At 69.3% G+C, this 18,274-nt stretch carries 18 protein-coding genes; 5 read left to right on the top strand and 13 right to left on the bottom strand.

Annotated features, from left to right (window positions below; translation table 11 throughout):
* Positions 1-1,284, top strand: a complete 1,284-nt coding sequence (locus ACFXOM_RS22405) for an acetyl-CoA carboxylase biotin carboxylase subunit family protein (protein WP_384939963.1) — start codon at positions 1-3, stop codon at positions 1,282-1,284.
* Positions 1,281-2,606, top strand: a complete 1,326-nt coding sequence (locus tag ACFXOM_RS22400) for a PLP-dependent aminotransferase family protein (RefSeq protein ID WP_385038972.1) — start codon at positions 1,281-1,283, stop codon at positions 2,604-2,606. The genes ACFXOM_RS22405 and ACFXOM_RS22400 overlap by 4 nt, the downstream gene beginning before the upstream one ends.
* Positions 2,607-2,793: 187 nt before the next feature.
* Here the strand turns inward: ACFXOM_RS22400 and ACFXOM_RS22395 are convergent, their stop codons facing one another.
* The 9 genes from ACFXOM_RS22395 to ACFXOM_RS22355 all read right to left on the bottom strand — a co-directional run bounded on the left by ACFXOM_RS22395 (position 2,794) and on the right by ACFXOM_RS22355 (position 11,858).
* Positions 2,794-4,305 carry a pyridoxal phosphate-dependent decarboxylase family protein gene (locus ACFXOM_RS22395; RefSeq protein ID WP_384939959.1) on the bottom strand — a complete coding sequence of 504 codons (1,512 nt, stop codon included), beginning with the start codon at positions 4,303-4,305 and terminating at the stop codon, positions 2,794-2,796.
* Complete coding sequence (locus ACFXOM_RS22390; protein WP_384939957.1) at positions 4,302-5,264, bottom strand: DMT family transporter; 963 nt, start codon at positions 5,262-5,264, stop codon at positions 4,302-4,304. The genes ACFXOM_RS22395 and ACFXOM_RS22390 overlap by 4 nt, the downstream gene beginning before the upstream one ends.
* Complete coding sequence (locus tag ACFXOM_RS22385) at positions 5,261-6,223, bottom strand: quinone oxidoreductase family protein (RefSeq protein ID WP_384939955.1); 963 nt, start codon at positions 6,221-6,223, stop codon at positions 5,261-5,263. Before ACFXOM_RS22385 ends, ACFXOM_RS22390 begins: the two co-directional genes overlap by 4 nt.
* A complete protein-coding gene (locus tag ACFXOM_RS22380) occupies positions 6,223-7,692 on the bottom strand; it encodes a methylaspartate mutase (RefSeq protein ID WP_384944158.1) in 1,470 nt (489 codons plus the stop codon). Before ACFXOM_RS22380 ends, ACFXOM_RS22385 begins: the two co-directional genes overlap by 1 nt.
* Positions 7,689-8,162: a cobalamin-dependent protein gene (locus ACFXOM_RS22375; protein ID WP_385038969.1), complete on the bottom strand. Its 474-nt coding sequence runs from the start codon at positions 8,160-8,162 to the stop codon at positions 7,689-7,691. The genes ACFXOM_RS22380 and ACFXOM_RS22375 overlap by 4 nt, the downstream gene beginning before the upstream one ends.
* A 31-nt stretch (positions 8,163-8,193) precedes the next feature.
* Positions 8,194-9,423 (bottom strand): fatty acid desaturase, encoded by a 1,230-nt coding sequence (locus ACFXOM_RS22370; RefSeq protein WP_384939950.1) that lies wholly within the window; start codon positions 9,421-9,423, stop codon positions 8,194-8,196.
* Between the two features lie 131 nt (positions 9,424-9,554).
* Positions 9,555-9,830, bottom strand: a complete 276-nt coding sequence (locus ACFXOM_RS22365) for a 2Fe-2S iron-sulfur cluster-binding protein (RefSeq protein ID WP_384939948.1) — start codon at positions 9,828-9,830, stop codon at positions 9,555-9,557.
* 38 nt (positions 9,831-9,868) lie between these two features.
* The gene (locus ACFXOM_RS22360) at positions 9,869-10,906 is read right to left on the bottom strand and encodes an NAD(P)/FAD-dependent oxidoreductase (RefSeq protein ID WP_384944154.1); all 1,038 of its coding nucleotides are present in this window, start codon (positions 10,904-10,906) and stop codon (positions 9,869-9,871) included.
* Positions 10,887-11,858: an alpha/beta hydrolase gene (locus ACFXOM_RS22355; protein WP_384944152.1), complete on the bottom strand. Its 972-nt coding sequence runs from the start codon at positions 11,856-11,858 to the stop codon at positions 10,887-10,889. Before ACFXOM_RS22355 ends, ACFXOM_RS22360 begins: the two co-directional genes overlap by 20 nt.
* A 248-nt stretch (positions 11,859-12,106) precedes the next feature.
* Here ACFXOM_RS22355 and ACFXOM_RS22350 point away from each other — a divergent pair, with 248 nt between their 5' ends.
* Positions 12,107-12,889: an SAM-dependent methyltransferase gene (locus tag ACFXOM_RS22350; protein ID WP_385038966.1), complete on the top strand. Its 783-nt coding sequence runs from the start codon at positions 12,107-12,109 to the stop codon at positions 12,887-12,889.
* A 108-nt stretch (positions 12,890-12,997) separates the two neighbouring features.
* On the opposite strand, the gene ACFXOM_RS22345 is transcribed toward ACFXOM_RS22350, so the two are convergent.
* The 4 genes from ACFXOM_RS22345 to ACFXOM_RS22330 all read right to left on the bottom strand — a co-directional run bounded on the left by ACFXOM_RS22345 (position 12,998) and on the right by ACFXOM_RS22330 (position 15,849).
* Positions 12,998-13,708, bottom strand: a complete 711-nt coding sequence (locus ACFXOM_RS22345; RefSeq protein ID WP_385038964.1) for a 4'-phosphopantetheinyl transferase family protein — start codon at positions 13,706-13,708, stop codon at positions 12,998-13,000.
* Positions 13,709-13,895: 187 nt separating this feature from the next.
* The gene (locus tag ACFXOM_RS22340; protein ID WP_384939939.1) at positions 13,896-14,126 is read right to left on the bottom strand and encodes an acyl carrier protein; all 231 of its coding nucleotides are present in this window, start codon (positions 14,124-14,126) and stop codon (positions 13,896-13,898) included.
* An 11-nt stretch (positions 14,127-14,137) separates the two neighbouring features.
* Entirely contained in the window at positions 14,138-14,962 is an 825-nt protein-coding gene (locus ACFXOM_RS22335; RefSeq protein ID WP_384939937.1) for an aminoacyl--tRNA ligase-related protein, read from the bottom strand.
* 11 nt (positions 14,963-14,973) lie between these two features.
* Entirely contained in the window at positions 14,974-15,849 is an 876-nt protein-coding gene (locus ACFXOM_RS22330; protein WP_384939935.1) for a diiron oxygenase, read from the bottom strand.
* Positions 15,850-16,213: 364 nt separating this feature from the next.
* Here ACFXOM_RS22330 and rocD point away from each other — a divergent pair, with 364 nt between their 5' ends.
* Entirely contained in the window at positions 16,214-17,413 is a 1,200-nt protein-coding gene (rocD, locus tag ACFXOM_RS22325; protein ID WP_384939933.1) for an ornithine--oxo-acid transaminase, read from the top strand.
* Between the two features lie 53 nt (positions 17,414-17,466).
* Entirely contained in the window at positions 17,467-18,225 is a 759-nt protein-coding gene (locus ACFXOM_RS22320; RefSeq protein WP_384939931.1) for an SDR family NAD(P)-dependent oxidoreductase, read from the top strand.
* Positions 18,226-18,274 lie beyond the last annotated feature (49 nt).

The following is an 18,274-nucleotide window of genomic DNA, read 5'->3' as shown; positions in this document are numbered from 1 at the left end:
GTGGACACCACGCGCAGCCATGTAGTCCATATCGGTTTCGCCGAGCAACACATCGACTCGATCGAGTTCGGCGAGCACCAGGTGTCCCTGCTGGTGCACCGGCATGTCGCCGAGCGCATGTCACACGCGGCGCGGGAGCGGTTCGCCCGCATCGGCGTTCTCGACGTGCCACACACACTGGACTTCGAAGACTACGACCGGGCCCTTGACCAGATGATCCGTCTGGTCGAGGAGTTCGCCACGGAACTCGGCACGCCGACCGCCGTCGTCGCCATGTACGAACAGGTCACTCTGCCCGCGGCGCGCCTGCGCGACCACTTCGGTGTGCAGGGAGTCGACACCGACACCGCACTGCTCTGCCGTGACAAGGTCCGGATGAAGAAGGCCATGCGGAGCGGCGGCATACGCGTCCCCGCGTTCTGGGCGGTGGACGCGAGCACTCCGTACGCCGACCTCGAGAAGATCGCCGAGGCGGTGCCGGGTCGGATCGTGCTCAAGCCGCAACGGCAGGCCGGTAGCTTCGGCATCCTGGTCTTCCGCGACGGAACGGACTTCCTCGCGCACGCCCGGGCCCACGGGATCCCCGACGATCACGAGGTCGAGGAGTTCATCGAAGGCGACGTCTGCCACGTCGACGGAGTGGTGCGCGATGACGAGATCCGTTTCATCAGCGCCTCCCGATACATCGGCGATTGCCTGACCTTCCAAAACGGCGAGCAGCATCTCTCGGCCGTCACCTTCGACGACGCCTCGACGTTGGCACAGATCACCGATTTCACCGCACGCGTGCTGAAATCACTGGGGCTGCACAACAGCACCTTCCACCTGGAGCTGTTTCTCACCCCCGACGACGAACTGGTCTTCCTCGAGGTCGGCAACCGCTTCGGCGGCGCCTACATCAGCGACTCCATCCGCGCGGCCTACGGCGTCGATCTGGTCCGCGAATCCGTCCTCGCCTGCATGGGCCTGGCGTCCGAGGTCGGGGCCGTCACCGGCATCCTGGACCACGAGGGCGTCGGCGCCTCCGGCTGGCTGTACTCGGCACTGCCGGAGAGCGATCCCTGCGTGGTCAGGCGCATCCGGGGCCTCGACACGTGCCCGGAGTCCGTGGTGCTGTCCGACACTCCCAACATCGGCCAGACGCTCAACGACGACATCACGGTTTTCCCCACCGCCGGCAAATTCGCGTTCGCCGGAGCGACCACGGCGGAAGTCGAGCGGGACATACGGCATTTGGCCGCCTCCTACTCCCTCGAGACGACTCCCCGGAGGATCCCATCATGAGCACAGGCCTTGCCAGCGGTGCCACGTTGCGACTGGAGGATCTGCACGGCTCCTTGTCCGACCCGGTACTGAGCTCCATGACGCTCCTCAACGAGATCACGGGGCGATTCCCGGAGGCCGTCTCCTTCGCGGCCGGGCGGCCCTACGAGGAGTTCTACGATCCGCTGCAGATCCACGACCACCTGGAGCGGTTCCGCAAGTATCTCGAAGTGGAACGCGGCCTCGACCCCGACCAGGTACGGACAGCGCTCTTCCAGTACGGACACACCAAAGGGCTGCTGACGGACCTCCTGGTGCGGCACCTGGCCGCCGACGAGGGGGTGCGCGTCGTCCCCGAGTCCGTCGTGGTGACCACCGGTTGCCAGGAGGCGATGATCCTGCTGCTGCGCGCCCTGTGTACGGGCAGCGAGGACGTCATCCTGGCTCCGGCACCAACCTACGTGGGTTTCCTCGGGGCGGCGCGCCTGATGGACATGCCGGTCCTGCCCGTCGCGGAGGGCGACGGGGGCATCGACGTCGAGGACCTGGTGACACAGATAGGCCGGGCCCGGCGGCGGGGATTGAATCCGCGCGCCTGCTACGTGGTGCCGGACTTCGCCAATCCCAGTGGGCTCAGCATGAGCCTCGCCGACCGCCGGCGGCTCCTCGACGTGGCGGAGCGGGAGGACGTCCTGATCATCGAGGACAACCCGTACTCCCTGTTCAACGCCGACGGCCGGCGCCCGCCCTCGCTCAAGTCGCTGGACACCGCTCAACGCGTGGTCTACGTAGGCTCGTTCGCCAAGACGGCCTTCCCGGGTGCTCGCGTCGGCTATCTGGTCGCCGACCAACCGGTCACGGGCACCGGCGCAGGCGAGGGCCCGCTGCTGGCCGACCAGCTCGCCAAGCTCAAGAGCATGCTCACGCTGAACACGTCGACCGTCTCCCAGGCCGTGATCGGCGGAAAGCTGCTGGCGAACGACTGCAGCATGACCAGGGCCACCGAGCGCGAGGCGGAGATCTACCGCCGCAACCTCGCCGCGGTCCTGGCGGGTCTGGACAGGCACTTCCCCGCTCCGGACGACGGCTCGCGTCGCCGAACGACATGGAACGTTCCGGGCGGTGGCATGTTCGCGGTGGTCTCCCTGCCCTTCGAAGCCGACGCCGCGATGCTCGAGTACTCGGCGAGCCGGTTCGGGGTGCTGTGGACCCCGATGCGCTACTTCTATCCCCAGGGCGGAGGTACGCACCAGATCCGCCTCTCCTTCAGCGTGCTCACCCCCGAACGGATCGAGGAGGGTCTCGCACGGCTCGCCGCCCTTGTCCGCGACCGCACGGCCTGATCGTCCGGCGGCGGGTCCCGCCGGCGACCCCCTGCACCGGAAAGCCCCGCAGGTCTACGACCTCCGGGGCTTCCGCGTCGTGCACGTACCGCGGTTGGTGACCGCGACCGGGCGGTGGTGAACAGGACCGGCCGGCGATGCGTCCGGTGCCGGCCCTGCCTTCCGGCGCGGCCCCGTCCGTGTGCCGCTAACGCTCCGCCGTCTCCTGCCGCCCGAGCTCCCGGGCCATGGCGGTGACGTCCGTGAGCAGGGCGTCGACGTCGGCCTCGGTCGTTGTCGGATTGAGGAAGACCAGCTTCAGATGGACCCGCGGTGTGCCGTCCGGTCCCGCGATCTTCGTACGGGCGAGCAGCGCGCGGCCGTCTGTCATCAGCTTGCGGCGGAGCGCCGCGTTGAAGGCGCTCTCGTCCGCCGCCGTGGTCCCGTCCTCGGCAGTACAGCGGAAGATGACCGTGGTGAGCAGCGGCTCCGCCACGAGCTCCAGGCCGTCGGTGGCCGCGATCCGGCTCGCGGCGTAGCGCGCCAGCTCGTGGCAGGTGTCCACCCAGTCGCCCATGCCCTCCCGGCCGACCGTGAGGAGCGTGGCGGCCATCTTGAAGGCGTCGGAGCGGCGGGTGGTCTGGAGCGAGGTGCCGAGCAGGGACGTGAAGCCGAACGTCTCGTCGTCGGACGGGTTCAGGTAGACGGCCTGTTCGTCAAGGCACTCCATGTGCTTGCGGTCACGGACCACGATCACGCTCGAAGAGGCCGGGGTCCAGCCGAACTTGTGCAGGTCGAAGGCGATCGAGTCGGCCCGGTCGAGGCCGTCCAGGAGCGGGGCCAGCCTCGGCGAGAACAGCGCGCCGATGCCGTACGCGGCGTCGACGTGCAGCCAGATCCCGTATTCGGCGGCGAGGTCCGCCAGTTCGGGCAGCGGGTCGAAGGAGCCATGGTCCGTGGTACCGGCCGTGGCGACGACGGCGACGGGGACCTCGTCGGCGTCGAAGCCCTCGACGATCCGGCGGGCTTCGGCGGCGAGCATCCGACCCCGGTCGTCCACCGGCACCTTCATCACGGCGGACCGGCCGAGCCCCAGGAAACCGGCGGCCCGCGCGACCGAGAAGTGAGCGGCCTCGGAGCACAGGATCCGGGGGCGGACCGGTCGCCCCGCGAGCCCCGTCGCCGACACCTCTCCGGTGTCCTTCAGCGCACGGTCCCGGCTGAACAGCAGGCCCATCAGGTTCGAGATGGAGCCGCCGGGCGTCAGCGTCCCGTCGGCCTGCGCGTCGAAGCCGATCCAGGAGGCCATCTCCTGGATGAGCCGCCGCTCCAGTTCCAGCGCGAACGGGCCGCTCTCCCAGGCGTGCAGGGACTGGTTGAGCGTGGCGGCGAGCAGTTCGGCGGCGGCGGACGCGGCGGTGGGCGCGCACTGCATCCGGGCCACGGCCGAGGGGTGGGTGAGGTCGACGGACCACGTCGCGTACGCCTCGAAGAGCGCCTGCACCCGCTGTGCGCTGGGCTCGTCGGCGAGGAAGCGCCCGCCGCCCAGCACCTCGCGCACCGCGGCGACGGCCGCCTCGGGCCCGCCGGGTGCCACCGGGCCGTTCCGCTTGAGAGCGGCGTCGCCGAGCGCGCACAGGGCCGTGTCCAGGAGGCTCCTGAGCTGCTCCAGACCCTCCGGACGGCCTGCGAGGGCTGCGTTCGTGCCAGTGGAGATCATGACTTCCGGGTTCCTTCGCTGAGGGTGGGAGAGGATGTGAGGGCCGGGTCGGGGGCGGGGGAGCCGCGGATGACGCCGATCGAGGCGGCCACGACCGCGACAAGGCCCGTCACCTGGGCCGGGGAGAGGGTCTCGCGCAGGACGACCAGGGCGACCAGGGCGCCGATCGCCGGTTCCAGGCTGAGCAGCACGCCGAAGACCAGGGTGGACACCCGGCGCAGGGTCTCCATCTCGCAGGTGTACGGGACGAGCGAGGACAGCATCGCGACACCGAAGCCGAAGGCGAGCACCTCGGGACGGGCGAGCGCCTGAGCCCCCTCCGCGAGCCCGGCCGGCAGGGAGCACAGAGTGCCGAAGGCCATGGCGAGCGCAAGCCCCCCGCCGGGCAGTACCGCCCCCACCCTGGCTGACAGCGGCACGTACGAGCCCCAGAAGACGGCACAGGCGAGGGCGATCAGCAGGCCGGTGAGCCCCGCCGCGCCACCCTGCCAGCCGAGGAGCGCGATGCCGGAGGCCGCGAGCACGATCCACAGCCGGTCGCCGGCCCGGCGCGAGGACAGGCCCGCGACCGCGAGCGGTCCCGCCATGCCGACGGTGAGCGCCACCCCTACCGGCATCCGGGCCATGGCGAGGTAGAAGCAGATGTTCATGCCCGCGATGGCCACGCCGAGGGCGGCCACGGCGCCCGCCGTACGCCGGTCGAGGCGCACGGAGGGCCGCCACCACAGCAGGAGCACCAGGGCGGAGAAGCCGAGCCGCATCAGGGTCACCGTTGCCGGGCCGGCCGTGCCGAACAGGTGCTTGGCGAAGGCGGCGCCCAGCTGGGTGCTGACCATGCCGATCAGCATCAGCGCCGGCGCCGGGACCACGCCGATGCCCGGGCGGGCGACGGCGCCCGTTCCCACGCCCGCGTTCGGGCTCGTCACAGCACTCGCGCGCGTTGCGGTGTCCACGTTCATGGCGTGAGCAGCACCTTGCCGGTGGTACCGCGGCCTTCGAGCAGCTCGTGGGCCCGAGCCGCTTCGGCCAGCGGCAGCCGCGCCCGCACGTCCGGGCGTACGACGCCCTGGGCGACGTAGCGGAACAGGTCGGCGGCCGCGGCCCGCAGGGACGGTGCGTCCGGCACGTGGTCGGCGAGTGTGGGACGGGTCAGGTAGAGCGACCCGGAGGTACGCAGCAGTTCCACGTCGATGGGCGGGACGGGGCCGCTGGACAGGCCGCAGACGACGAGGGTGCCGCGCCGGCGAAGGGCCCTGACGCTGGTCTCGAAGGTGGCAGCGCCGACCGAGTCGTAGACCACGTGTGCGCCCTTGCCGCCGGTGAGTTCACGCACGGCCTGCGCGAACCCCTCGTAGGGGACGGCGTGGTGGGCGCCGGCAGCCAGGGCGGTCTCCCGTTTCTGCTTGCTGGACGCGACGGCGACGACGTTTGCGCCGCGGTGCGCGGCCAGCTGAACGAGGAGCTGGCCCAGTCCGCCGGCACCGGCGAGGACGACGACGGTCTCGCCGGGTGCTACCGGGTGGGTGGTGTGGCTGAGGTAGTGCGCGGCGAGGCCCTGGAGCAGGACGGCGGCCGCGTCTTCGAGGGGCACCGTCTCGGGGACGGGCACCAGCTTGGCCACGGGGACAGCGGTGTACTCGGCGTAGGCGCCGAGCTGGGTCGCATAGGCGACGCGGTCGCCCGGGGCGACGTCGTCGACGCCCTCGCCGACGGCGGTGACGACGCCGGCGGCCTCCTGGCCGGGGACGAGCGGGTACGGGGCAGGATAAGTGCCGTTGCGGTAGTAGACGTCGATGAAGTTGAGGCCGATGGCGGCGTTGCGGACGACGGCCTGGCCGGGCCGGGCGACCGGTTCGGGGAGCTGCGTCGGGGCGAGGGCGGAGGGGGCACCGGCCTCGGTGACGTGGACGGCTCGCATCAGATCTGTTCCTCGATTCGCGGGGTGTGGAGGGCGGAGACGGGCGCGGGGGTGGAACGGGACGGAGCGGTGGACGGCTCCTGCTCCTGGAACACGCGGCGGAAGTGGTTGATGTCGTTGGTGAGGCCCCCCATCAACCCCTCCAGGCCGGATTCCGGGCCGTCGATCACCTGCAGCAGCTCGGTGTTGCGGCGGACATGGGCCGGTGAGAACGGCAGCGCCCCCGTCGACAGGTAGCGGATGGCGCCGGAGCGGTCGCGTCGCGGGATGAGGTCGGAGCGGGCGTACCGGCTGGCGCTGAAGGGGATGTCGAGGCGTCCCTCCGCGAACGCCTCGACGATCGCCCCGATCAGATCGGGCTGTCTGAGGAGCGGCTCGACGAGGTCGGCGACCTCGTCGAGGATCCACTCCATCTCCCGGCTCACCTGGTCCTCGTCGACGGTGATGAAGTCGAGGAGCGGTGAGTTGGCGCGGGCGGCGAGCCGCAGGCCCTCCACGTTCGCGGTCGTGTCGGGGATCCCGTAGGCCTCCTGGTGGGTCTTGGTGATCAGTTTGGAGGCGCCGCCGAGCCGGGCGACCAGCGCGCCGTAGAAGATCAGGTCCTCCGCGTTGTCGCGCTGCCGGGGGAAGACGCCCATGAACTCGTGGAGCACCGCGTGGACGGTGCTGCCAGCGGGGAGGTAGCGCTCGGCCAGCACGGGGATGCTCCGCAGGGCCGCGACATCCTGGGCGAGATGGCCGCCTTGCGGATAGGCGACGGAGATGCAGCGGACACCTGCGCGGGCGGCGAGCACCGCTTCCAGGACACTGATGGCGAGGCTGATGGAGGGGGGTACGAGTACGGCGGTGAGCGTGCCGAACAGTTCACGGTCGATGACCACCCCGTGCTCGGCGAGTTCTCCGCATCGCCGGTCCACGTCCTGCCAGGCGCCGAGGGACGCGGCGAGCGGCACGGCTTTCGAGTAGGGCAGGTTGTACGAGATTCCGCCGCCCTCGAAGGAGGTGACGCCGGAGGCCACGGACACGTCGAACAGGACGCGGGCGTCCGGTGAGCCGTGCCGTATCTCCAGCGGCGCCACGATCAGCTCGTTGAGCTCGCGACCGCGCCGCCAGCCGTGCGCCACCATCGGGTATCCGTTGAGGTCGGCGGGGCGGAGGTTGAGGGTGCGCAGCGCCTCCTCGAAGCGCAGCAGCCGGGTGTGCGAGTCGATGGTCAGGGTCAGGATGTCGGGCGCGACCTCGGCTTCCAGTGTGGCGAGGAGGGCCTTCATCTCCTCGTGCCCGCCAACGCCGCAGCGTGGCTGGATCGCCACCCTGCCCTGCGCGCGACACCGGTCGAGGACCTCGGCAGCGGTGGGCTTGCCGAGCGAGGTGATGTACGCAGCGGACTCGGCCGGCGTCGGCAGAGCCCCCGCCGTCGGGTCGGGGCGCGACTCAGTGCCGAGTGCCGGGAGCGACGTCAGGCTCATGACGCCGCCAGACCGAGAGCCGCCGCGGCGCGCTCGCGCTCGGCGTGCAACGTGTCCAGGATGTCCGGGAGTTCGGACGGGTCGACCAGGATGTGGTCCACGCCGGCAGCGTAGAGGCGGTCGTGCGAGGAGCCGTCCTTGTGACTGCCGACCGACAGGTTGCCGCCGACGATCACGGGGCAGGTGATCTGGCCGGACTGCTTGGCCCGGTCGAGTCCGCGCAGGTCCTCGTGGACGTGGCCGTTGAGGCTGCCGATGATGACGGCCTCGGCCTCGGGATGGCGGACGCACGCCTCGGCGAACTCCTCGACGGAGGTGCAGGTGCCGAGGTTGACGACGTCGAAGCTGAGGCCGCGCAGAAAGAAGGCGATCAGGTGGTTGGCCACGGCGTGGCTGTCGCTGGCCGCCACGCCCAGGATGACCTTGCGGGCGGCTGTCGAGCGGGTGAGCTGGTTCGGTACCGAAGACATCAGGAGCTCCTCATCGTCCGGGTCGCATGCGTCAGTCGTCGAAGGCCGCGAACAGCTCGCGCTTGCTGACCGCCTTCAGCCGCTTCACGTCGAACTCCTCGGCATCGGCGGACGCCAGCGAGTCGAAGACGTGGGAGATCGCCGGGATCAGCCCCCAGACCTCGTGGTAGGGCGGCCAGCCTTGGTGTCCGGAATCGATGTCCTGCTGCCGGGCGAAGATGTAGTCCGCCCACTGGGGGGCGGCCGGGTAGCGGTGGTGGAAATCGTGGACAACGGTGTCACCGGTCAGGACCAGGTAGCGCGACGGGGCGTGCAGGAAGACCAGGCGCAGTGTCCAGCGGGCCCAGGCGCCGGCGCGGCGGGCGAGGGGCAGGTCCGGGGAGGGCAGCGCGTCACCGATGAAGATGGCGTTGGTCAGGCTGGAGAAGTACGGGCGGCCGTGTCGGATCGCGGTGCCCGGCACGGGGAAGGTGTGCTTGACGCACAGTCGCAGGGTGTTGCTGACCTGGAACAACGGGAACAGCGGCACGAACCAGACGACGAGCAGGGCCTGCCACGTGCCGGTGAGCACGGTGGCGGTGACGGTCGTGCCGTACAGCAGGAGCGCCGACCTCCGCTCGCTGCGGGCCGACTCGCTCCAGAAGGAGCGGACGCGGGACACGGCAAAGCTGAAGTGGAACCGCGGCGAGACGAGCTTCAGCAGCAGCCTGCGCCACATCTGCCGGCGTGTCATGCCTGGATGCATCTGGAGGCTGACCAGGAACGCCTGGACGGTGGGGTCCTTGAGCGTCATGTGCTGCGCCGCGTGGTGGTCGCGGACGTGCTCCCGGCTGTAGCGCTGGAAGTTCTGGATGATGAGCACGCTGGAGATGGCGTGGCCGATGGCCCGGTCCACTCGCCGCCGACGGTACATGTTCCGGTGCGAGCACTGGTGGTAGACCATCATGCGCAGGTTGCGCATCCCGTGCAGGGTCACCGCCCAGCCAACAGGTAGCAGCAGGCCGTGGCCGAGGGTGTAGGCGAGTACGCTGACCAGCGTTCCCAGCACCAGCGAAACCGTGGCGGTGACCAGGTGGAAGCCGGGTGTCCAGCCCGGGGAGCGCTGCTCCGGCAGCGCCTTGCCGGTGAACAGCGTGGCCGGGAGCTGCAGCAGCCGGGGCAGGCGCCGCATGGTCTCCCGGGGGTCGGACGACGTGGCCGGCGGCGACGCCGGCGGTGCGGTGGTGGCCACCCTGGGGGTCGACGAGTCGAGCAGACTCATGGAAACTCCTCTGCTTGCAGAAGATCAGACGTGAAGGTGGTGTGGTCGTGCGAGCCGGGACGGACGAGGCGGACCGTGCCGCGGAGAACGACGCGGCGGAGCGGAACCCGTGCCGCCGCCCCGCCGGGTCCTTACTGTTCCGCCGCGACCTGGACGGTCGCGGCGTCCATGAGGCGGCACTGGCACGCGAGACGGAAAGCACCGCCTGTCCGTCCCAGGTCCTCCAGGAAGTCCTGCTCGTCGGCGTTCATCTCCCCGAGCGAGTCGGACCCGTCCAACACCTCAATGACGCAGGCGCCACAGGCGCCCGACTGGCATCCGAAGGGGATGACCCGGTGAGAGGTCTCGTTCTCCAGGTCGGTGAGCGGTGCGCCGGCCGGGAGGAGGACCTCCAGGCCATGTGGCATCAGGGTGAGTTTGTGCGAAACCAACGCTGTCTCAGCTCCTACGCAGGGACCAGTGCGGGATGGGCGTCAGAGGAGTGGCCGGGGGCGAGGCGGGCGCCGGGGCGCAGTGCCACGGCGGCGTGGTTGACGGCGGTGGCGGCCTCGCCGAAGCCGACCGAGATGAGGGGAACACGGCCCGTATAGGTGCACCCGTCACCGACGGCGTACACCCCGGGAAGGCTGGTGCGCATGGTGGCGTCGACGCGAATCTGACGGTACTCCAGCTCCATCCCCCATCCGGCCAGGGGACCGAGGTTGGTGACGAAGCCCAGTGCCGTAATCAGTGTGTGCGCCGACAGGTTCAGGGTGCCGCCGTTCTCGGTGCGGACGTCCACGGAGGCCAGGCGGCCGGTTCCGTAACAGGCGACCACCTGGGCGTCGGTGAGGACGCGTACGGGGGAGCGGTACAGCTGCCGCACACTGTGCTCATGGGCGCGGAAGGACGCCCGGCGATGGACGATGGTGACCGACCGGGCGATCGGGGCCAGCGCAAGTGCCCAGTCCACCGCGCTGTCCCCACCGCCGGTGATCACCACGTCGCGGGCCCGGTGCTCCTCCAGGCGCGGTACGTGGTAGACGACGCCTCGGCCCTCGTACGCAACGGCACAGGGCAGCTTGCGGGGGGTGACCCTGCCCAGACCGGCAGCGACGAGGACGGCCCCGGCGTGTATCCGGGCACCGTGGTCGGTGCCGAGGATCCAGCGGGTGCCGTCCGCCTCCAGGGTGGTGGCCGTATGGCCGAGCAGGTAACGGGGTTCGAAGGGCGCCGCCTGGCGGACCAGGTTGTCGATGAGTTCGCGGCCGGTGACGGCGGGGTGCGCGGCGATGTCGTACAGCGGCTTCTCGGGATACATCGCGGCCACCTGGCCGCCCGGTTCGGACTGCGCGTCGACGACCGCGGTGCTCAGGCCGCGGAAGCCCGCGTAGTACGCGCCGTACAGGCCGGTGGGGCCGGCACCGACGATGGCGAGGTCGACGGCGGCCAGGCCGTCTTCCGGCCCGGATGGCGCCGGTGTCTCAGGTGCCACTGTGCTCACTTCCCCGTTCGTTCAGTCCCAGCCGCAGGCGCAGGAATGCGACGATCCCGTCCAGTGCCTCCCGCGCAACGTCGAGTACGCTCGCCATCGACAGGAAACCGTGCGGCAGATCCGCGTACTGGCGGTGCTCCACCGGAACCTGGGCGCGTGCGAGTGCCTCCGCGTAGGCGTTGCCCTCGTCGCGCAGTGGGCAGAACTCGGCCGTGATCATGAGTGCGGGGGGGAGTCCACCGTGGTCGGTCGCGTTGAGCGGTGAGGCGTAGGGCGAGTCACCGTCGGCGGGATCGGCGAGGTAGAGGTCCCAGAACCAGGGGACCGAGTGGCCGTTGAAGAACATCGGATCCACGTTCTCACGCATGGAATCCGTCTCCGAGCCGTAGCGCATCGCCGGGTAGACGAGCACCTGGGCGCTGATCCCCGGTCCGTCCTGGTCCCTGGCCATCAGGGAGACCGCTGCGGCCAGGGTGCCGCCGTTGCTGTCCCCGGCGACGGCGATGCGTGAACCGTCGACGCCGATCCGGGACCCGTTCTCCGCCACCCAAGTCACGGCGGCGTAGCAATCGTCGATGGCTGCCGGGAACGGGTGCTCGGGCGCCAGTCGGTAGCTCACGGAGACGACCACGCAGGAAACCATGCTGGACAGCGCACGGCAGAACGCCTCGGACGTGTCCAGGGAGCCGACGGCGAAACCGCCGCCGAAGAAATAGACCAGTACGGGGAGCGGGTCCTCACTTTCGGTCGGCGGGCGGTAAACCCTGAGCGTCATCGGTCCGGCCGGACCGGCGATATCCATGTCGAATATTTCCTCGGGTTGTTCGATCCAGTCCCAGACCGAGGCTTCCGTCGCGGCGTCCGCTTTCCGGGCCTCTTCCACCGACATGGTGTAGAGCGGGGTGAAGCCGGTTGCCAGACGGTAGTTTCTGATGCCCTCAACGACGGGATGAAGCGGCATTGAAGCGCCCCCATTTCTTCGGTGTTGACGGTGCAGAACGAGGTACGGGAGCCGCACCGAGAAGCACGTTATGATCGCGCCGACACCGTGCGCGTCCGCGACAAGTTCAGGTGCGGGGCACATCGTGTTGATCTTTTGTCTCCGTGTCTAAGCGCGCTGCTTATTCCGGTGTGGGCTCCCTCCCTGCCACCCTTTCCTCGGCAGCGGTCCAAAGCGTCATACGGAATCGAGGGGAAGTACGCCGAGCCATGACCATCGACAACCTTGAGAAACGCCCGGATGCGCACGCCGCACGGGTCTACGACTACTTCATAGGCGGCGAGAACGGTCTTGAGGCCGACCGGGCGGCAGGCACCTGGATCGGTATGCAGGCACCCGACTTGCTGACGACGATGCAGGCGAACCGCGCCTTTCTGTCACGAGGGGTGCGCCGGCTGGCCCAGCAGGGCGTCGACCAGTTCATCGACATCGGTTCCGGCTTCCCCGTGTCGCCGAACACGCACGAGATCGTCCTGCAGGAGTCCCCTTCGGGTTCCGTCGTCTACTGCGACATCGATCCCGCGGTCGGGCGGCGCACGCGTGAACTCATCGCCGGCCAGGAGAGAGTCGACTTCGCCCCGGGCGACATCCAGAACCCCGACGAGCTGCTGGCCCGGCCGGCCGTCCAGGCGCTGATCCGTTCCGGCCGTCCAGTGGCCTGTGTGCTGGGCGCGGTCCTGCACTTCGTGCCGGAAAGCGCGGATCCGGTCCGGATCACCGCAACCCTGCGCGAAGCCCTGCCCCAGGGCAGCTATCTCGTCGTCTCCCACATCGCAGGCGACATTCCCTGGGGGGACTCCAACAACGAGGAGACACTGAAGCGCGCTTTCGAGGACATGTATCCGCGGACCCGTGAACAGGTCGCTCGCTTCTTCGGCGATTGGGAATTGGTCGCGCCCGGCGTCGTGCCGGCGTCGCAATGGCATCCCACGGGGCAGACCGCCGGGTCTCCCGAAGCCGCCCTTTACGGCGGAGTCGCCCGCAAGATCTGAGCCGCCGGGCGGAACGAGCCGCAGGAACACGGAAACGGGACGCAGGGATTCCTCCCTGCGTCCCGCGGTGCTTTCGTGCGACCACGCGATGGATGCGTCCACGGACGGCTACCGGTGTATGGGCGGGCGAGGGCGCGGCGACGGGAACACCTGCGCGGCGGCCCCGACGAGATCCGCGCCGCTGCGGACGGAAGGAGCGGGCGCGGGTCCGAGCAACGCGAGCGTGCCCACGTACGGGGCGGGCAGCGGGAGGTCCCGGAGCGTGTAGTCCTCCGGGCGGCCGAGTTCCTCGGGCAGCGCACGCAGCGTGGAGCCGAGGACCTCCAGGCGCGACGGATGGATCTGAAGTCCCTTGCCGGCGGCCTTGAGTACGGCTTCCTTGCACGTCCACAGCCGTGCGAAGTCGCCATAGTCCGAGCAGACCGCGCGTTCCCGCTCCGTCAGCGCCGCAGCCGGCGGCCGCACCCCGGCCGAGGCGTCCTCGATGTCGAGCCCGACGGTCCGGTCCGAGACGGCGACCACGGCGAGCCCTCCGGCATGCGAGAGCGAGAAGTCCAGACCTGGGTCGGCGGACTCCACGACCGGTTTCCCGTGCCCCGGGTCACCGCAGTGGGCGCAGGTCCGGTCGAAGCTCAAGCCCGCCGGATCCCGGCCCAGCTTCTCGCCGAGGACGAGTCGCGCCAGCACCCATGCGGCCAGAGCGCGGTTGCGGTCCGTCTGCCGCAGAATCCGTCGACGGCGGGCGCGGTCGCGCCCGTCCAGGAGTACGGCGAGCGACTCGGGCACCTGGTCGACGCCGACGTACCAGACGTCAGTCACGGACGCTCAGCTCCACCGTGCGGTGCGGACCGTCGGGTCCGGGCCCGGCGCTCGACCCGACGATCCCGCCCCTTCCTTCGCACACCGACCCGGGCCGCCACGGCGAGGCACCGGGGGAGCGCACCAGCCGGCCCCAGGGCTCACGTTGCACGACGCTCCTCCGTTTCCTCTCGTTCGGGTCGGCGGGTCAAGCCACCGGTGCGAAGAAGTTGTCGTTGATCCGATCGAGGGTGCGGAAGTCGGCCACGCTCAACTTGCTGACGTCGATGCTCCTTCCGGTGAGTTCCTCCAGAAGACCGATGAACTCCATGAACGACACCGACGCGATGAGCCGGGATTCGATGAGATCGGTGTCGTAGGCGATCTCTCCGTCCAGATCCGGGTTCTTGGACCGGATCCAGGTGACGATTTCCTCCATGTCCAACCTTCCTAGGCTGCTGATTCGTTGACTGCGGCGAGCGCCCGCTGAGCGTCGCCGTGCACCTGCAGGAGCGCATGGACCCAGCGCTCCACACCGAACGCCAGACACCCGCTGTAGGCGGGCTCGCCCCCGAAGGAGATGTTCAGGCGCTCACCGAAGAAGTTGCGGTGGCGGTTGACCGACGCGATGGCGGTACCGTCGTCCGACACGAACTCGAACTTCACCGGGTCCAGCTGGTTGAGCACCGACCGCGCGCCGTCACCGAGGTAGAACGGGTCGGTGGCGGGCTCCTTGCGCATCTTGATTCCGAGCCGGTCGGCCAGTCCCAGGACGAGTTCGGTCGAACGGCTCAGGTGGTCCACCACACCGTCCTGGCTGCCGATGTACAGTGCTTCGCGCATGTGGAAGGCACGGAGCCGCCGCAGGCCGTCGTAGTGTTCCTCGTTCCTGAAGCAGCGACCGATCCCCGTGATGACCTCGGGGGTCTCGATGTCCCGCCGCTGCCGCGACGCCAGCAGGCCGTAGCAGGTCGCCGTGGGCAGGTAGCAGCCGGTCGAGACGAGAGGGTGCTCGGGGGACGGAGTCGTGACCTCCCCGCGCGCCAGTTCCCCGCGGGCCTGGTCCGTGAGCGTGGCCACGGGCAGCCCGAGGTGGGGGAAGTTGCGGAAGAAGTCGAGGCGTACCAGGTCCTCCTCGGGGAGTAGGGCCGGGCCGGCCACCGGTCGGGCCCCCAGCGCGAGAGCGATGTCCTGGAATCGGGCCTCAAGGGCGTCGAACAGGGCGGCTTCCTCGGATTCGAGGACCGCGATTCCAGGGGCGACAAACGTCGGCATGAGATCTCCCGTCAGTGGAACAGGCCGATGCGTCGGTAGAAGTTGTTGGTTCGTTCGATGATGCGAGCATTGATCGGCGCCCTCGCCGGATCGGCCATGACGGAGGCACGGAAACGCGCCGAGTCTGGGATACCGGCATCCTGGTAGGCGTCGCGGCTGTACAGCATCTGGATGATCAGGTCGATGTAGCCGCGCAGATAGCGGCCGACTTCTTCGACCTCCTCGGCGGAGTGAGTCCGGCGAACCTCGTCGAACAGCGCCTTCACGAGCTTGCCGCCGAAGGCGATGTGCCGGGATTCATCGCGGTGGTGGATCCGGTTGACCGCCCGCACCGTGTCAGGGAGTTTCTCGTCGGCCGCCATGTGGGCGTTGAAGTAGTCGCCGATCTGCTCGAAGATGAGGATCTGACTGAAGACGATGAAGTTGTTCATCTCCGGCGCCCGCTCTTCCGTCGGGAACACCATCCGCCGGTCCGGATAGATGCGGCCGGCATAGCGAAGGCAGAATTCGGCGAAGAACCACATGTGCTCGTTCTCTTCGCCGATGAAGTGGTGGAAGTACGGCGTGGGGATCTCATAGCCGGGCGTGTGGATGCGACGCATCACCTCGATGAGCAGCTCCCTGATGCCGTGGGCGATCAGGCTGTAGAGGTTGACGCTCTCCCAGCGCGAGAGCTCCACGAGCTGTTCGTGGCTCAGCTGCTTCTCCGCGGCGGTGCCGTAGACGGACAGCAGCTCCCGGCTCATCCACAGACCGTCCGGTGTGATGGTCTCGGGCCAGTCAAAGGTCCGGTACGGGTTGTAGTAGTCGTCGACGGAGACGTCAATGAGTCTGCGTACAGCCCTGGCGAATTCTTCGGTCCACTCGATCGTCGACACTGCAGACACGTGACCTCCGTAATAGGACCATGAGTTGATGGGCCGACACGACCGGTCTGCCGCGCCACGAAGGACCTTATGACCGCGGCGACACCATGTGCGTCCGCGGCAATGCCATACCCGGGGACACATCCCGCTGACATTTCTCTCCGGCGACTGAACATCTCGCTTACGGTGGTGGGCGTCGGTTCACTCTCTGCGCGGCCGGTCCGTCCCGGCGCACACCACGTATTCGCCGCGAGTAATCGGAGTGGGTAGTCGCGGTGCGTTTGCCGCGGACGCGTGCGTCGCGGGTGAGTTCGTAGTTTCCCTATGTGGCACAGATTGTCGACGACAACGGCCCCGTCAGGGAGCCTGTAAAAGGAGTATCGCCATGACCGTGGACCTCTCCTCTCAGGACCACATGGACCTTGCCGCGCGCTGGGGGGCTCATGACTCCGTGACCTTCCCCGTGGTGCTCACTCATGGGGAAGGCGCCTGGATGACCGATCTGGACGGCCGGCGCTACCTCGACTTCCACGGGGGCTACTCCGCAGTCAACTTCGGCCACCAGCCCCCCGACCTCGTCGCCGCGGCGAAGGCACAGCTTGACCGGCTCACGCTGAGCACCCGTGCCTTCCACAACGACCAGTACGCGCCGTTCTGCCGCGAACTGGCCGAGCTGACGGGCACCGAGATGGTCCTGCCCTCCAACTCCGGCGGCGAGGCCGTCGACACGGCGGTGAAGATCGCCAGGAAGTGGGCCTACCAGGTGAAGGGCGTGCCCGACGGAGCCGCCGAGATCATCGTCGCGGGCGCGAACTTCCACGGCCGCACCACGACCATCGTGTCGTTCTCCACGCAGCCGAACCACCAGGCCGGCTTCGGCCCGTTCACGCCCGGCTTCACGGTGGTGCCGTTCGGCGACATCGAGGCGCTGCGTTCGGCGATCACCGACAACACGGCGGCGGTCCTGCTGGAACCGATCCAGGGCGAGGCCGGCGTGATCGTCCCGCCGAAGGGGTATCTCGCCGAGGTCCGGGAACTCTGCGACGAGACCGACACATTGTTCGTCGCCGACGAGGTCCAGTGCGGACTGGCCCGCGCCGGCACGACCCTGGCGCTGGACCACGAGGGTGTCCGGGCGGACATGTACACCCTGGGCAAGAGTCTGAGCGGCGGACTCCTGCCGTTGTCCGCGGTGATCGGCCGTGCGGATGTCCTCGGTGTGATCACGCCCGGCGACCACGGCTCGACCTTCGGCGGCAACCCGCTGGCGTGTGCGGTCGGCCGCGCGACCGTGCGGCTGCTGGCCACCGGGGAGTTCCAGGAGCGCTCCCGCGAACTCGGCGCGCACCTGCACTTCCGTCTCAACGAACTGGACGGCGTCACCGAGGTTCGTGGGCGCGGACTGTGGGCCGGTGTGCAGCTCAGCGAAGAGCGGGTGGCCGGGCGCCGGGTGACCGAGGGGCTGGCCGAGCGCGGCTTGCTGTGCAAGGAGGCCAAGGGACACCTCCGGGTGGCACCCCCGCTGGTCGTGACCCGCGAGGAGATCGACCTCGGCATCGACATGATCGCCGACGTGCTGGCCTGAACCCGATCGCCGTCTCGGGCCGACTTGACCATCGAGTGGACTGGAGAGAACTCATGAGTGACTTCGCAGGACTGGTGGCGATCGTTACCGGCGGTGCGTCGGGGATAGGTCTGGCCACGGCGAATCTGCTCAGCAGCAGGGGAGCCCGGGTCGCCGCTCTTGATCTGAAGCCTGAGGGGCTCCCGGACGGCATCCTGGGCGTCCAGGCAGACGTCACCGACGACGTCCAGGTCAAAGCGGCCGTCGATGCCGTGGTCGAACGGTTCGGCAGGCTGGACGTCCTGGTGAACAACGCCGGGATCGGCGCCGTTGGGGACGTCACCGCGAACGGTGACGCCGAGTGGCTGCGCGTCTTGGACGTCAACGTGGTCGGGATGGTCCGGGTCGCCCGGCACGCGATACCCCACCTGCGGCGCTCACCCGCCGCGTCGATCGTCAACACCTGCTCCATCGTGGCGTGGGCCGGGGTGGAGCAGCGGGCACTGTACTCGGCCAGCAAGGGGGCCACGTACGCGCTGACGCTGGCCATGGCGGCGGATCACGCCCGCGAGGGCATCCGGGTCAACTGCGTCGCCCCCGGCTCCGCGGACACCCCGTGGATCGGCAGGTCGCTGGAGCAGGCGGCGGATCCGGTGGCTGCCCGCGCCGCGCTCGACGCGTTCCAGCCCACGGGTCGGCTGGTGACGGCCGATGAGGTGGCGGGCGCCATCGCCTACTTGGCGAGCCCGCTGTCGAGCGCTTCGGTGGGCACGGTGCTCGCCGTGGACAACGGCATGCACGGCCTGCGGCTGCGACCCCGGAGCCAGGAATAGGCCGGCGGGCCGGAACATGCCGCCGCGGGCCGCAGGGGAAGAGAACCCC

This window comes from Streptomyces sp. NPDC059169 (assembly GCF_042755225.1).
In the GTDB taxonomy this organism is placed as follows: Bacteria; Actinomycetota; Actinomycetes; order Streptomycetales; family Streptomycetaceae; genus Streptomyces.
This window is presented reverse-complemented; position numbering and strand designations above follow the sequence as displayed.